The organism is Commensalibacter oyaizuii (assembly GCF_029953265.1).
GTDB lineage: Bacteria > Pseudomonadota > Alphaproteobacteria > Acetobacterales > Acetobacteraceae > Commensalibacter > Commensalibacter oyaizuii.
Window position 1 is genome coordinate 2,330,472 of record NZ_JASBAO010000001.1, and the last position, 14,147, is coordinate 2,344,618.

At 38.6% G+C, this 14,147-nt stretch carries 14 protein-coding genes and 2 tRNA genes; 13 read left to right on the top strand and 3 right to left on the bottom strand.

Annotated features, from left to right (window positions below; genetic code table 11):
* Window positions 1-85: 85 nt before the first annotated feature.
* The 8 genes from iolE (at window position 86) to QJV27_RS10750 (ending at window position 6,888) form a co-directional block, all read left to right on the top strand.
* Window positions 86-1,000, top strand: a complete 915-nt coding sequence (gene iolE, locus QJV27_RS10715) for a myo-inosose-2 dehydratase (protein ID WP_281448917.1) — start codon at window positions 86-88, stop codon at window positions 998-1,000.
* A 1-nt stretch (window position 1,001) separates the two neighbouring features.
* Window positions 1,002-2,174 (top strand): Gfo/Idh/MocA family protein, encoded by a 1,173-nt coding sequence (locus QJV27_RS10720; protein WP_281448918.1) that lies wholly within the window; start codon window positions 1,002-1,004, stop codon window positions 2,172-2,174.
* A gap of 4 nt (window positions 2,175-2,178) precedes the next feature.
* Window positions 2,179-3,192, top strand: a complete 1,014-nt coding sequence (gene iolG, locus QJV27_RS10725) for an inositol 2-dehydrogenase (RefSeq protein WP_281448919.1) — start codon at window positions 2,179-2,181, stop codon at window positions 3,190-3,192.
* A gap of 1 nt (window position 3,193) precedes the next feature.
* A complete protein-coding gene (locus tag QJV27_RS10730) occupies window positions 3,194-3,988 on the top strand; it encodes an SDR family oxidoreductase (protein ID WP_281448920.1) in 795 nt (264 codons plus the stop codon).
* Between the two features lie 169 nt (window positions 3,989-4,157).
* Window positions 4,158-5,171: a LacI family DNA-binding transcriptional regulator gene (locus tag QJV27_RS10735; RefSeq protein WP_281448921.1), complete on the top strand. Its 1,014-nt coding sequence runs from the start codon at window positions 4,158-4,160 to the stop codon at window positions 5,169-5,171.
* Window positions 5,172-5,255: 84 nt separating this feature from the next.
* The gene (gene nfsB, locus QJV27_RS10740; RefSeq protein WP_281448922.1) at window positions 5,256-5,900 is read left to right on the top strand and encodes an oxygen-insensitive NAD(P)H nitroreductase; all 645 of its coding nucleotides are present in this window, start codon (window positions 5,256-5,258) and stop codon (window positions 5,898-5,900) included.
* Window positions 5,901-5,940: 40 nt separating this feature from the next.
* Window positions 5,941-6,441 (top strand): NADAR family protein, encoded by a 501-nt coding sequence (locus QJV27_RS10745; protein ID WP_281448923.1) that lies wholly within the window; start codon window positions 5,941-5,943, stop codon window positions 6,439-6,441.
* A 105-nt stretch (window positions 6,442-6,546) separates the two neighbouring features.
* Window positions 6,547-6,888: a hypothetical protein gene (locus QJV27_RS10750; protein ID WP_281448924.1), complete on the top strand. Its 342-nt coding sequence runs from the start codon at window positions 6,547-6,549 to the stop codon at window positions 6,886-6,888.
* Here QJV27_RS10750 and QJV27_RS10755 read toward each other — a convergent pair.
* Window positions 6,885-8,093 (bottom strand): Mrp/NBP35 family ATP-binding protein, encoded by a 1,209-nt coding sequence (locus QJV27_RS10755; RefSeq protein WP_408869625.1) that lies wholly within the window; start codon window positions 8,091-8,093, stop codon window positions 6,885-6,887. The two genes, QJV27_RS10750 and QJV27_RS10755, sit on opposite strands and share 4 nt — an antisense overlap.
* A 201-nt stretch (window positions 8,094-8,294) precedes the next feature.
* Here QJV27_RS10755 and QJV27_RS10760 point away from each other — a divergent pair, with 201 nt between their 5' ends.
* The 3 genes from QJV27_RS10760 (at window position 8,295) to QJV27_RS10770 (ending at window position 12,249) form a co-directional block, all read left to right on the top strand.
* On the top strand, window positions 8,295-9,377 hold the full coding sequence (locus QJV27_RS10760; RefSeq protein WP_281449013.1) for an OpgC family protein: 1,083 nt from the start codon (window positions 8,295-8,297) through the stop codon (window positions 9,375-9,377).
* 195 nt (window positions 9,378-9,572) lie between these two features.
* Window positions 9,573-11,159 carry a Do family serine endopeptidase gene (locus QJV27_RS10765; RefSeq protein ID WP_281448926.1) on the top strand — a complete coding sequence of 529 codons (1,587 nt, stop codon included), beginning with the start codon at window positions 9,573-9,575 and terminating at the stop codon, window positions 11,157-11,159.
* A gap of 52 nt (window positions 11,160-11,211) precedes the next feature.
* Window positions 11,212-12,249 carry an FUSC family protein gene (locus QJV27_RS10770; protein ID WP_281448927.1) on the top strand — a complete coding sequence of 346 codons (1,038 nt, stop codon included), beginning with the start codon at window positions 11,212-11,214 and terminating at the stop codon, window positions 12,247-12,249.
* On the opposite strand, the gene QJV27_RS10775 is transcribed toward QJV27_RS10770, so the two are convergent.
* Window positions 12,250-12,471, bottom strand: a complete 222-nt coding sequence (locus QJV27_RS10775; protein ID WP_281448928.1) for a Trm112 family protein — start codon at window positions 12,469-12,471, stop codon at window positions 12,250-12,252.
* Between the two features lie 63 nt (window positions 12,472-12,534).
* Window positions 12,535-13,503: a tetratricopeptide repeat protein gene (locus QJV27_RS10780; RefSeq protein WP_281448929.1), complete on the bottom strand. Its 969-nt coding sequence runs from the start codon at window positions 13,501-13,503 to the stop codon at window positions 12,535-12,537.
* A 202-nt stretch (window positions 13,504-13,705) separates the two neighbouring features.
* On the opposite strand from QJV27_RS10780, the gene QJV27_RS10785 reads away from it, so the two are divergent.
* Together QJV27_RS10785 and QJV27_RS10790 are read left to right on the top strand one after the other, a co-directional pair.
* Window positions 13,706-13,780, top strand: a tRNA-Gly gene (locus tag QJV27_RS10785).
* Between the two features lie 282 nt (window positions 13,781-14,062).
* Window positions 14,063-14,137, top strand: a tRNA-Gly gene (locus QJV27_RS10790).
* Window positions 14,138-14,147: the final 10 nt, after the last annotated feature.

Sequence of the window (14,147 nt, forward strand, 5' to 3'; positions counted from 1 at the left end):
GAACCCATCAATTTGGCGCTAGGGAAACTTTTAGTTTCCTAGATAATTTTGACATAGAGCGTCAATCTTAAAAGGGGGTCAAATTGTGCAACATAATAGTATAAAATTGGGGATCAGTCCGTTATCGTGGGTTAACGAGGTTTTGGACGATTTGGGTAAAGATACAACAGCTGAACAATGCTTATCTGAGATTCAATATGCTGGATATGCTGGGGTTGAGCTTAGCAAAATTTTTCCATCTGATGCCAACGTTTTAACGTCATTATTAAATCGATATAATTTGCAGTTAGCATCAGGTTGGTACAGTGGTTTCTTAGCCAATAGAGATGTTTCCCAAGAAATAGAAGCCGTTACTGCACATGCACAATTATTAGCATCTTGTGGTTCACGAATACTCGTTTACGGCGAGTGTGGCCATATGACGGACGATGCCCTTAATGTGCAGATGTCCCATCGATTAACATTGTCTGTTGATCAATGGCGTAATTATGGTCAACGCCTTTCACATTTTGCAGAGATTTTATACGAACGGTTTGGTTTAAAGTTGGCATATCATCACCATTTGATGATGGTAGCCCAACAATTGGATGAAGTGCGTCATCTAATGGCGGTTACTAAACCTGCGGTGGGGTTATTATTGGATACAGGACATGCCTATGCAGCGGGGTTTGATTATCAAATTTTAATTACAGAATTTGGCGATCGTATTTGCCATATTCACTTAAAAGATGTGCGTAATTCCATAATGCAACAGGTCTATACGCAGGGTTTAGGTTTTAATGATGGGGTGCGGCGTGGGATGTTTACGGTTCCAGGGGATGGTGACGTTTCTTATGACGCATTGGCACAGTTTGTGCAAAGTGGTCAATATTCGGGATGGATGATTGTAGAGGCTGAACAAGACCCCAAGAAAGCTAATCCGTTAAAAATGGCAAAGAGTGCTTATCACTATGTCTATGAAAAAATTTTGAATAAACCAATCAATGTAACAGGGCAATAAAATGAGTAAGAAAATATTGAATATCGGGTTGATTGGCTCTGGATTTATGGGGCAAGCTCATGCAGATGCTTATCGACGAGCTGCTTTATTATATAAAGATATCAAAACAATTCCTTTTTTGCACAGTTTTGTGGATGCAACCCCAGAATTGGCTTTAGAAGGTAAAAAACGTTTTGGCTTTGCTCATGCGACACATCATTGGCGTGAAATGATTTCTAATTCTGAAATCGATATTGTTGATATTACAACGCCAAATGCTATGCATTTTGAAATGGCAATGGCAGCAATTAAAGCCGGAAAACACGTTTACTGTGAAAAACCTTTAACTGTTAAGTTGGAAGACGCCAGGGTGCTGGCACAAACAGCCAAGCAATATGGGGTGAAAACAATGGTTGGGTTTAATAACATCAAAACCCCAGCTGCTTTATTGGCAAAACAATTGATTGAACGTGGGGATATTGGTCAACTAACCCGTTTTCGTGGTTGGTTCGATCAAGGGTTTTTTAACGATCCTGCAATGCCATGGAGTTGGCGTTGTTCGCGTGAACAGGCAGGGACGGGATCGCTTGGGGATTTAGGGGCGCATGCGATCAGTGTTGCCCAATTCTTAATGGGGCCTATGGAAAGCGTACAGGGACAAGAACAGACCTTTTTTAAAACACGTCCTGCTGCGATAGGGGGATCAGGGTATCAGTCTAAGGTTGATAATAATGCCAGACGTTTAACCGTGGAAAATGAAGATCAATTTCAGGCTTTGGTAAGGTTTAAAAACGGTGCTGGGGGAATCATTGAATCATCGCGTATTGCTGCGGGAAAAGTTTTTGGGATTTATTGGGAAATTTCAGGGACTGAAGGCACAATCATAATGGATGGCGAGCGTTTTAATGAATTAAAAATTGCTCGTTACCAAGATGATAAACATGATCGTGGTTTTAAAACGCTGCTGGCAGGCAGTCAGATCAAGCAGTTTAATGGATTTTTTGGGTTTGATTTTGCAGGTGGGGGGTTAGGATATTTCGATATCAAAGTCATTGAAATATATGATTTAATTCAAGGAATTATGGGGGGTGAAGATTGTTTTCCAGATTTTAATTTTGGCTATGAAAATCAACAAATTATAGATGCAATGGAACGTTCAGCCTCTACAGAACGTCGTGTTTTTATAAAGGAATAATACGATGACAGCTATTGCTTTGATAGGGGCCGGGCGGATGGCCAAAGTACACGTTGCTTCTATTCTTGCTGCAGGGGCGCATATTGCAACGATTTACGATCCAGTGGCACAAGCAGCACAAGATCTGGCTGCACAAACCCGTGCAAAATCATGTTCAACAGCCAAAGAGGCCATGGATGATCCATCTGTTGATGCAATTGTAATTGCGACTTCTTCGGATACGCATATTGCTTTGTTATATGAGGCAGTCGAGGCTGACAAACCTGTTTTATGTGAAAAACCTTTATCTTCTTCTTTTCAAAAGGGGGTGCAGTTCATAGAAACAATTGGAGAGCAAGCAGCAAGAAAAATCTTTATTGGTTTTAATCGGCGTTTTGATCGAGGACATGCTGCAGTAAGACAAGGTGTTCATGCCAATCAGATTGGTAATCTTGAACAATTAATGATAACCAGTCGTGATCCTTATCCACCACCTTTGGAATATATTCCCCGTTCGGGTGGGCTATTTCGGGATATGATGATTCATGATTTTGATATGGCTCGTTCTATTGTTAACAGGCCAATCATTTCTGTAACAGCCCATGGTTCCAGTATTATTGATCCCAATATTGGGGCATTAGGGGATATTGATACGGCCAATGTGACAATGCTAACAGATAATGGCGTAATCATTAATATCATAAATTCACGTCGATGTGCTTTTGGGTTTGATCAAAGGATAGAGGCTTTTGGGTCTGCAGGGATGTTAGTTTCTGATAATCCGCGTCAATCTGGCTTTACGGTATATAATAAGGAAAATCCAGGTACACCAGCTCCAATTTTAGAATTTTTTATGGAACGATATTTATCTTCCTATACTGCTGAAATTCATCAATTTATTCAGTGTGCACGCGGTGGAGTAGATATGCCTATCCATGCCATAGATGGGATTATGGCTGCATATTTAGCCGAAGCTGCAACAGCTTCCTTAAAACAAGGCAAGACGATTAACTTAACCCATCTGCAACAGGAGTTTTAATATGTCTGATTTACATCAACGTCATAAAAATACGATTGCCCTTATTACGGGCGGTGCTCAAGGAGTGGGACATGCCATTGCTAAGCAATTGATTGCAGAAGGATGTTCCAAAATAATGTTGGCTGGTCGGGACTGCGTTAAAGGTCAAAAGGCGGTTGAGCGTCTTGGTCAATCAGGGGTTGAAATTGATTTTATCTCTATTGATCTGCAAAATGTTCAGGATTGTTTAGATTTAGTAACAACAACGATTCAACGTTTTGGGGATCTGAATGTTTTGGTGAATGCTGCGGCCTTTGGTGGGCGCGGAACTTTGATTGATACAGATATTGCGTTATGGGACATGATGTTCGATACGAATGCCAGGGCTCCTTTTTTTATAATGCAAGGATTTGTAAAGCATCGTCAATCGCAAGGGGGAGGTGGGGCAATTGTAAATATCTTGTCGCAATGCGTTCATTGTGGTCAATCCTATTTAGCAGCATATTCAGCATCAAAAGGAGCTTTGGCAACATTGACCAAGAATGTTGCGAATGCTTATCGTTTTGACCGTATTCGTTGTAACGCAATTTTGCCAGGATGGATGGATACACCAGGCGAGGATATTACTCAGCGCAGATATCATGGGGCAACAGATGGTTGGTTAGAAAAAGCGGAAGCATCACAACCTATGGGTCAATTATGTAAAACGTATCAATTGGCAGAACTGGCAAGTTATGTTTTAAGTCCCACAGCTGGAGTTATGACGGGAGCATTGATTGATTACGATCAAAATATTGTTGGCGTATCTCCTGAATAGTATTTAATATTTTGAAAGATATCTATAATTTCATTTTATTATAAATGTGAAATGAAATTATAGTAAATGAACACGATGTTGTTACGATCCAAATGATCAGAACTGCTTGAAGAAAAATAATAAAATTGTTTTAGTGATGGTAATATCAATTTTATGACGAGTATACAACGTGAAAAAAATTACGTTACAACAAGTAGCAGAGACCGCAGGGGTAAGTATATCGACAGTTGATCGTGTTATTAATAAAAGAGGTAGCGTATCACCAAAAGCAGAAATTAAGGTTTTGCAGGCTGCACAGTCTTTGAATTTGGATCGTTATTTGTTTCGCAGTTATTTACATGTTATACGTGTGGCTGTTGTAATGCATTCGTTACATAATCATTTTTGTCGTGTTTTACATGAAGCTTTCCATGATTTAAATTTGACCATGGCAGACATAAGAATCAGCTGTTTTTTGCATTATGTAAATGTTGGTAACTTAACGGAAACACGTACAAAGCTTCAAAAAATTGTTCATGAGTATGATGCATTAATTGTTATTGCTCCAAATGATCCAGCATTATCTAAAATCATTTATTTGATCAGCCATAAAATACCTGTGATAACATTGGCAACCGATATTCCTGACAGTGGTCGGTTGGCTTATATCGGTCCTAATAATTACCAATTAGGGCGTATTGCAGCAGAATTGATGGGACGTTTTATTGGAACACAAAAAGGAGAGATTTTAATAATTTTAGGAATGGCTGAAATGGATGGTCATACTGAACGAGAGGCAGGATTTCGATCTGTAATTCAGCAACATTTCCCTAATTGTTCTATTGTTGCCTGTCTAGAGAGTGATGAAAACCAGTATCAAGCGGGTAAAATGGTGGCTAATGCTTTGCATGAATTTAAAAATATTAGAGGAATATATAATGTTTCAGATGGGAATTCATTGATTGCGAAGATGTTAAAAACAGCGAATTTATCAAAAAAAGTAAATATTATTACCCATGAACTAACACCTGCTCATCATGAATTATTGAAACAAGGGATTATTGATGTGATTATTGATCAAAATCCTAAAATAGAAGCAAAGCAAGCCTTAGAATGTATTGCCGATTATTTTCATCGAAACAAAGAAAGAAGTCATTATAACTATACGCCTTTTAATTTATTTTTGCGTGAAAGTGTTCTTTGAATTTAGATATGATATTCATTGGACAATATAAAGTTTTTCATCAAGTATAATTATTTTAATTTCAAATTTTACAGGAGATTTGGCATGAATATCGTTGAAATATCTAAGAAACGTTATACGACAAAATATTATGATAACCAACGACATGTTTCTCGTGAAGTATTAGAACAGTTGCTAACAGTTTTAAGAAACAGTCCATCATCTGTGAATTCGCAACCTTGGCATTTCATCGTTGTTGATAATCGTCAATCACAAAATAAAATTCTTCCTGCAATTAGCGATTTCAATCATTCTCGTATTACAGATTCAACATATACAATTATATTTTGTATTAGATCATCTATAGATGATCAATACTTGCAGCATTTATTAGAGACCGAGCAAAAGGATGGCCGTCTTCCTAATAAAGACATAGAGAAAGGTGTCGATGAAGGTCGAAGATATTTTGTTGGTGTAAATAACGATACATTAACCAATTTACATTGCTGGGAAAGTCGTCAATTATATTTAGCATTGGGTCAATTTCTTTTTGCTGCGGCGTCAATTGGGATTGATTCCACCCCTATAGAAGGGTTCGATCCATCAAAAATGGACGAACTGTTAGGATTACAAACAAAAGGGTTTAAAAGCGTTGTCATAGCGACAATTGGGTATAGAGCAGAAAATGACAGCAATGCGCAAAGACCAAAATCACGGTTGCCTGAAGAAGAATTATTTACCTACATTTAAATTTTTACTATCTAGATCAATTTGATAAAGGAAAATTTTATTGTCTTATTCTGAAGTCTTTACTTTTTTCTGGGAACATAAGGTAGATGCAGCCTATCCTGAATATAGTCAGTTTTACCCCAGTTCTTTTTGGTTGGAAGATATTGAGTTTAATTGTACAGAACAGTGGATGCATTGGAGAAAGGCGATTGCCTTTGGAGATGAAGCAGTTGCACAAAAAATTCTAAAAGCAAAGTCGCCTTTTGAACAAAAAAAGTTAGGTCGGCAAGTTGCTAATTTTAACGCGAATATTTGGGAAGTGGTTGCTCAGGATATTGTTTTTAGAGGCAATATTGCGAAATTTTCGCAAAATGAAAAACTGTTGGAAAAGCTAGCACAAAGTAAGGGTACTTTAGTGGTTGAAGCCTCGCCTTATGATGCAATTTGGGGAATTGGCCTTGCTGCTAATGATCCAAGAGCAATGGATAAAACGCAATGGCAGGGAAAGAATTTGTTGGGATATATTTTAACAGAGGTCAGAATAGCGTTGTGTGGCCAGTAATCTGATGCAAAATTAGATAAAGAGTTGAAATTTATATTTAACTCTTTATCTAGTGGTAAAAGACACAGGTTGATTAAAAAACGAGTATATTAAGATTTATAAAGTATGGATAAAAAAAATAATCATCATCTTGGTGAACCCTATGAATACGAATTACCTGGGGAGCCATTAAACCCTTCTGATGAGCCTCTAGGTAAAAGTTTCTTTACACATCCCTCGGTCGTTCCTGACGGTGTCAAACCCTACGACCCTCACGGACCTGTGCTGGGATTTCAGCAGCTTAAATATTGGTTTTTGGCCTGTGCGGTCATGATTATATTTGGATTGGTTTTCGAGTTTGGATTATTGGGCAAAGAGGGTAAAGAGGGACCTTTATGCCAATATTTACCAAAGAATAAGGTATGTTATTATTTGGCGGGGCCCCCTCCATCGCCTTCCAAGCCTTAATAATCTAAAGATTGCTCTTGGTTTTTCTTTGCGCGTATACTCGTTAAACGTTTGATGGCGGGTAATAGTAGTTGCCCAATATCTTGGTATGCTTTTGCGGCTTCACAATCTGGGTCTTTGGAAACTATTGGTATTCCTTCATCGGCGCCACTACGAATGGCGGGAATTAATGGGATTTCACCAAGAAATGGGAAGCCTAAACTATTTGCTTCTGCTTTGGCACCACCTTCACCAAAGATGTAAGTTTTTTCATGGCAACAAGGACATGAGAAATAGGACATATTCTCGATCAGTCCCAAGATAGGAGTCTTAGATTTTTGGAACATCGAAATACCGCGCCTTGCATCTAACAAAGCAACATCTTGTGGGGTGGAAACAATAATAGCCCCATCAATTTGCACGGTCTGGGTTAAGGTTAGTTGCACGTCACCGGTTCCGGGTGGGGTATCAATCAGTAAAATATCTAATTCTCCCCACTCTACATCGGAAAGCAACTGCTTTACAGCCCCCATTACCATTGGGCCACGCCATATCATGGCTTGTTCCTGGCTGACTAGCATTCCTATTGACATAGCAGAAATTCCCCATGCCGTCATGGGTTGTAATTTGTGCTGGATGACTTCGACTTTACCTTCTAAACCCAACATATGGGGAACAGAGGGGCCATAAATATCAGCATCCATCAAGCCAACTTTTAATCCCATATTTGCTAAAGTAACCGCAAGATTAATTGCTGTTGATGATTTGCCTACCCCACCTTTGCCAGATGCAATAGCGACAATACAACCAATGGACTTTAAAGCCTCGATGGGGCCACTTGGCTTAGCATGGGCACCATGTTTGTGTCCATGCTTGTGATTGTGTTCTTCCGATGCGGTTCTTTTGACGGTGGTTGTATTGTTGGGGGCTTGACGTGGTGGAAATACCAAGCGTTTGGAAGATGCATTACCAGAATTTAAAAAAACGCGGGCTTGAACAATGCCTTCTATATTTTGTAGTTTTTGCTCAAGTTGGGCTCTTAGTGGTTCCACAGTTTCAGGGTTAATATCCGTAACTTTTAAAGTGATATGAACTCTATTATCTTGAATGGTCAGGGTTTCAATTATATTTGTATCTAACAAAAGTGTGTCAGGCGACCAGGGTAGGGTGATTTCTGATAATGCCTGTTTGATGGTTTGTTGATTAATTGAAATTAGATTATTCATAGACATACTTTCTGGAAACAAGAACTGAAAATGGTGTTGTAATGAAGATTGAAAAGACAGTATATAACAGTTTTTATAAAGCTTTTTTATCTTTATTTTGTTTTTCCTTTTTAAAGTTAATCGCATCATATTTTAATTGCAATATTATAAAGGGTTAGGGCACTGTCTATTCAAACAACAAAACCAGGAAGAGACCATCGTATTGATGCCTTACGAGGGTTGGCTTTGATTATGATGTATGTCGATCATATTCCCGAAGATCTATTAAATCGTTTTACCATGCGTAATATAGGGTTTGCCGATGCAGCAGAAGTTTTTGTTTTATTGGCAGGATATGCTTCGTGGTTAGCTTATGGCCGTCGTGTTCCCAAAGATGGCTTTTGGGGGGCATGTCGTAAAATTTTAAGTAGATGTTGGAAAATCTATTTATTCCAGATGGGTTTGGTGTTGATCAGTTTGTTTAGTATTTATCAATGGCGTCGACTTTGGGTTTTACCTGTCGATTTTCTTGAACCAGAACTAGCCCATGGTTACAGTATTATTCGTATGGTATGGCGGTTATTGTTGCTAGATGCCCTGCCGAGCAATTTGAATATTTTACCGCTTTATATTATTTTGCTATTTTTATTTCCGTTTATATATCTGTTAATGAAATATAAATGGTGGTTACCCTTATTGCTGAGCTTTTTATTATGGCTTGGGGTTAATATTGATCCATGGTTTAACTTTCCAAATTGGTTGGATCCTGATGGTTGGTTTTTCAATCCACTCGCATGGCAGTTTTTATTTACGATTGGTATTTATGGGGCCATTTTGGCCGGAAAATATCAGGGGAATATGCCCTCTATCCCATGGTTAAAATGGGGGTGTATTATTTATTTGCTGTTTTCTTTTTTTGAAGCATTCCCATGGCAATATTGGGGGTTACCTGATTTACGATTTTTGCATGTGTCTGTTCCAGCCAAAGCATATCTATCTCCCTTGCGATTGTTGGATGTTGTGGCAATTTTTTACTTAGTGCAATCTTCTCAATGGACCAAAGGTTTTTCAGAAGGGAAACTAGGACAAATCTTGGCATTGTATGGACGTCACTCATTAGAGGTATTTTCTTTAAGTACTGTTTTTGATTTGTGGGGACGTCTAATGTTTGCCAGTTGGGGGGAGAGTTGGTGGTTACAAATTGGTGTTAATTGTGTTGGCGTATCGGTTTTGTATGTTCTAGCTTCCTACTTGGATAAAAAACGTGCAAGAATTCGGGCAATGCAAAAAGCCAAAACACCATAAAAAGAAATAAAAATATGATTATTTTGGAAATGATGTAAAGATAAACCCAAATATTGAGAAATAGCCCTCAAATGATATATATAATGAGGGGTAAGAGGTACAAACTTTTATTATACAATTTGGTTTGAAAATCATCTTATGTGGGATAAACAAGATACTTTGACCAAGGTGAAGTCAGTAAAGCGGGAAATAAAAATGCTTAAAAAGCTAAAGATTAAGGCATCTGCAGGGTTGTGTATGATAGTGGTTGGAACAACCTGTTTATTTCCTGTATCTAGGGTGAAGGCACAATCCTCTGTTATATCTTGGCCTTTTTTGATTAGCCATGCTTTTGAGAAAGGTCAATGTAACCGGGTCCCAGAAAGTTTTTCCGATTTAGCAGATAAATTATTACCCACAGTTGTTAATATTTCGACAAGTAAAGTCTTAAAACCAGGGCAACGTACGGACGAAGATGAAGATGATGATGAAGATTCCGATGTTGGGGCTAATTCTGATCCAGACTCTCCATTTGAAAAGTTTTTTCGGGATTATATGAATAAACGGGGCATTCCCGATGATGGTTCAAATAATTTACAGGCATTAGGTTCTGGTTTTGTTGTCGATCCAGCAGGATGGATTGTTACAAACTATCATGTGATTAAAGATGCTGATCAAATAACAGTAACGTTGCAAAATAATCGTGTGCTTAAAGCAACTTTACATGGATATGATGAACGTACTGATTTGGCATTATTGAAAGTCAACTCAAAAACACCTTTGGTTCCAACCCATTTTGGTGATAGTGACCAATCCAAAGTTGGGGATTGGGTGTTGGCAATTGGCAATCCTTATGGGTTATCAGGGTCGGTGACCTCTGGAATTATATCATCGCGTGGGCGCGATATCGAGCAGGGGCCTTATGATGATTTTATACAAACCGATGCACCTATCAATAAGGGAAATTCAGGCGGTCCTTTGTTTAATATGAAGGGTGAAGTTATTGGGATTAATACAGCGATTTTCTCCCCCTCTGGTGGATCTATTGGTATTGCATTTGCCATTCCATCAAATGAAGCCAAAGGAATTATTGAACAATTACGTCATTCTGGAAAAGTTGCCAGAGGGTGGGTTGGCGTTCGAATTCAAGAAATTACGGAAAGTATTGCCGACAGTTTAAATATCCAACCTTTTCAAGGGGCGTTGGTTGTTAAAGTCGAGCCTGATGGCCCAGCGGCAAAGGCAGGATTAAAACCAGGGGATGTAATTCAGACATTAAATGGAAGTGTGATTACTGCACATACTATGCCCCGTTTGATTGCGCAAATGACAGCGGGCCAAACCGCAATTATGAGGGTTTTAAGGCAAGGAAAAGAGGTTCGCCTAACACTGACAGTTGGGAATTTGGTCGAAGATAATGGGATGGTTCCTGATACCCACAGTAAAGAAACGGTTGAGAAAGTTAAGACCTTTATTTTGTCTGATTTGGGTTTAACAGTCAGTAATATAACAGATTTGTTAAGACAAAAATATAATTTATCTGAAAAGCAACAAGGTGTGGTAATCGTTGGGATCGGAAGCCATAAAGGTAAGAATATTAAAGGGATCAAAGTAGGGGATGTTATTGTTGGTACCAGCAATAAAAATATTACTCAAGTGAAAGCATTACAAGAGGATATTTTGGCCTTTAAGAAAGAAAATATGAAATTAACGCAAAAAAAGACGTTTATGCTGCTTTTGGTACAAAGTGGTGATAGCATGCATTGGGTAGCAGTCCCTTTAATAAATAAAGGAAAAAAGTAATTATCAACTCGATGATAGATAGTATTAATGAATTGTGAATATTTTAAAATAAATGATATATAGCCTGAAAAAGCAGGAAATATACTCTGCGGTACAGCAGAGTTTACGGTTATTGTTATCCATTGCTTTGTCCAGTTTAATAGCCCACTTGTGTAAATTGCACGAACCCTATTGGGCGTTAATTACATCGGTTATCGTAACCCAAACCCGTATTGTTCAAACTTTGCAAACCAGTCGGGACCAAATTGTTGGTTCTTTGATTGGAGGGGCAGCAGGACTGATTGCAATTGCACTGCAAGAATATTTTATGTGGCCGTCTTTGGTTGTTTTCACCATTGTTATTATTCCTATGGTGGCATTGGTTTCATGGCGCCCCTCAATGCGTCTTGGCGTTGTTACTTTGGCTGTGGTATTTTTATTTCCGTCCCCTGGTGGTCCATTTGAACGCCCTTTTGATCGTATGTTTGCAATTGTCGTTGGGGTTATTGCCTCTTTGATTGCCAGTTATTGTATTTTACGCCCCCAAGCCAGATGCAGCGCATTTCTTCATGCCAGTGCAGCTTTTGATAAATTGCATATTTTATTACACTCTGTCCTGACCTCTAAAATTGTATGGGAGGAGGTTGAGGTTATGAATGATCAATTAACCTCAGAATTACGCGATTTGGCCAGCGAGATTGCAGAGGCAAGAAAAGAACACCCTAATTATACCCTAGAGCATTCCGATCCAACATTAGTAAAAGTTTTTCCTATTTTACGACGTCTGCAAAGTGACAGCATCTTCATTGCTCGTGCTATGGACGAATATCATCAAAAACTGCCCAAAGAAACAGAAGAGGTCTTAAAGACAGCTTTGGACCAGATTTTTGGAGTTTTCATTAAACTATGTAATGAACAAGCAAATCATAAAGAGCCCTTTTTTTGTTCAAAAACAAGTATAGATTTTGAAGAAATGGTTGCGCCAATTTTAACTGAGGTAAAAAATAATTGTCCACCAACCATTCAGTTTACCATAGAAGCCATATGTCATGATTTGGTGCGTGGACATGATGTTTTTATGTCATCTAAACAACAACGAGCGTCGTCTTAACTAGACAGTGCCTTTTTTGAAACGTAGGACATCTTCCTCGCTTAATTGACGTGCTTCTTGTGCAATCATAATGGGTATACCTTCCTTAACAGGATAGGCCAGTGCAGCGTCACAGCTGATTAATTCATTGGCCTCGCGGTCATAAATTAATGGCCCCTTGGTTACAGGGCAAACCAGAACAGATAATAAACGTTGATCAATAGGGGCAGAAGAATTGGTCATAATATATGATTCTTTGTTAAAGTGGGGTTGAAACAAGGCGATAAGTATATCGCCTTATTTATATCACGAAAAGAGCAAGCTTGATAACCGTCTTCTTGTCCCAAGGGTTGCATCGTCATCCATACCCCAGGCTTCAAAAAAACGAAGTAATTGTTTTTTTGCTGCTTCTTCATTCCAGTTGCGATCTCGGCTAATAATCTCTAGTAACTGATCTGCTGCTTCTTGGCGTTTGCCTGCTGCGTTTAAGGCAGTTGCTAGATCGTATCGTGATTGATAATCGTCGGGGTTGGCTTTGATCTTGCCTATATATAATTGTGCTTCGTTTTGGGCTTTTTGTCCTTCTAGTGCTAAATCTATAGCAGATCTGGCACCAATAATTTCTGCATTCTCTTGTAAAGCTTCGGGGACTTGTTCCATAACGTCTTGGGCAGCTTCTGGACCAGAGTGGGCTAGTAATGCCCGAATCATTCCTGCCCATGCTTCTGGTTTTTCTGGCTCTAGTTCAAGGGCTTGAGAGAAGACCCCCATAGCATCTTCATATTTTCCTTCACTAAGGAAGGTTTGTCCTTGTTCAATAAAATCGGCACTGGGCATTGCACTGCCTGCTGTTTTGAGAACTTGATCGATGAATTTTTGGATGGCGCTTTCGGGTTGTGCGCCTTGGAATAAATCAACAATTTGTCCTTGCCAAAAAGCCGCAACCAATGGAATGGATTGTATAGGTAAGCCAATTTGCATTAATTGTTGGGTTAGGGCTTGGTTGGCATCAATATCTAATTTGGCAAGCTTAATACGCCCCTTGGTTGCCATTGCTACTTTTTCAAGAACAGGGGTCAGCTGTTTACAAGGGTTGCACCAACTTGCCCAAAAATCAACCAAGACAGGGATTTTTTGGCTACTGTCTAGGACTTCTTGCATAAAATTATTTTGATTAACATCCATAATAATTGTTTGGTTTGCAGAAGATGAAGCAGCCACACCATTTTCAGTTAATAATTGAGCAGGTGTAGATGAGGAATTAAGCGTCGTCATAGATTCATAAAGTCCTATGTAAAAAGGTTACTGTTTAAATGTAAAATGTTAATCATTATCTTGCATCAAAGTTATCGCAAATGACAATTTTTAAATAATATATTTTAATAATAGAAAGTTTTTTAGAAGGTAAAAATAAATTTTTATTTTCCCCTTGCGTTAAATCGAAAAATACCATAAAAGCATTTTACGTTCATGATGAGCGGGCGTAGCTCAGGGGTAGAGCACAACCTTGCCAAGGTTGGGGTCGTGGGTTCGAATCCCATCGCCCGCTCCAGATCGTTCTACCGATCTGGCATTGCTGGTATACAGTAAATATAATAATCTAATTTATTATTAATCACTATATCTTTTGGGTGTCTTATATTTTATAAGTTACGCTTATTTGGATCCAATCATTTTTGAATGTTAATTATTGTTTTATCTTTTTGATATAATAGATTATTTTTAAATCATGCCAAACTAATCTACATTTTTATTATGAATTCGTTTTATTTTTGATATTTTTCTCTTGCGTTAAATCGAAAAATACCATAAAAGCATTTTACGTTCATGATGAGCGGGCGTAGCTCAGGGGTAGAGCACAACCTTGCCAAGGTTGGGGTCGTGGGTTCGAATCCCATCGCCCGCTCCAGATCGTTCTA

What these genes read in the sequence shown, in the direction of transcription:
- QJV27_RS10775 (WP_281448928.1), bottom strand. Translation starts at nt 12,471, where the DNA reads ATGACCAATTCTTCTGCCCCTATTGATCAACGTTTATTATCTGTTCTG.
- QJV27_RS10765 (WP_281448926.1), top strand. Translation starts at nt 9,573, where the DNA reads ATGCTTAAAAAGCTAAAGATTAAGGCATCTGCAGGGTTGTGTATGATA.
- QJV27_RS10730 (WP_281448920.1), top strand. Translation starts at nt 3,194, where the DNA reads ATGTCTGATTTACATCAACGTCATAAAAATACGATTGCCCTTATTACG.
- iolG (WP_281448919.1), top strand. Translation starts at nt 2,179, where the DNA reads ATGACAGCTATTGCTTTGATAGGGGCCGGGCGGATGGCCAAAGTACAC.
- QJV27_RS10720 (WP_281448918.1), top strand. Translation starts at nt 1,002, where the DNA reads ATGAGTAAGAAAATATTGAATATCGGGTTGATTGGCTCTGGATTTATG.
- QJV27_RS10780 (WP_281448929.1), bottom strand. Translation starts at nt 13,503, where the DNA reads ATGACGACGCTTAATTCCTCATCTACACCTGCTCAATTATTAACTGAA.
- QJV27_RS10755 (WP_408869625.1), bottom strand. Translation starts at nt 8,093, where the DNA reads ATGAATAATCTAATTTCAATTAATCAACAAACCATCAAACAGGCATTA.
- QJV27_RS10770 (WP_281448927.1), top strand. Translation starts at nt 11,212, where the DNA reads ATGATATATAGCCTGAAAAAGCAGGAAATATACTCTGCGGTACAGCAG.
- QJV27_RS10750 (WP_281448924.1), top strand. Translation starts at nt 6,547, where the DNA reads ATGGATAAAAAAAATAATCATCATCTTGGTGAACCCTATGAATACGAA.
- nfsB (WP_281448922.1), top strand. Translation starts at nt 5,256, where the DNA reads ATGAATATCGTTGAAATATCTAAGAAACGTTATACGACAAAATATTAT.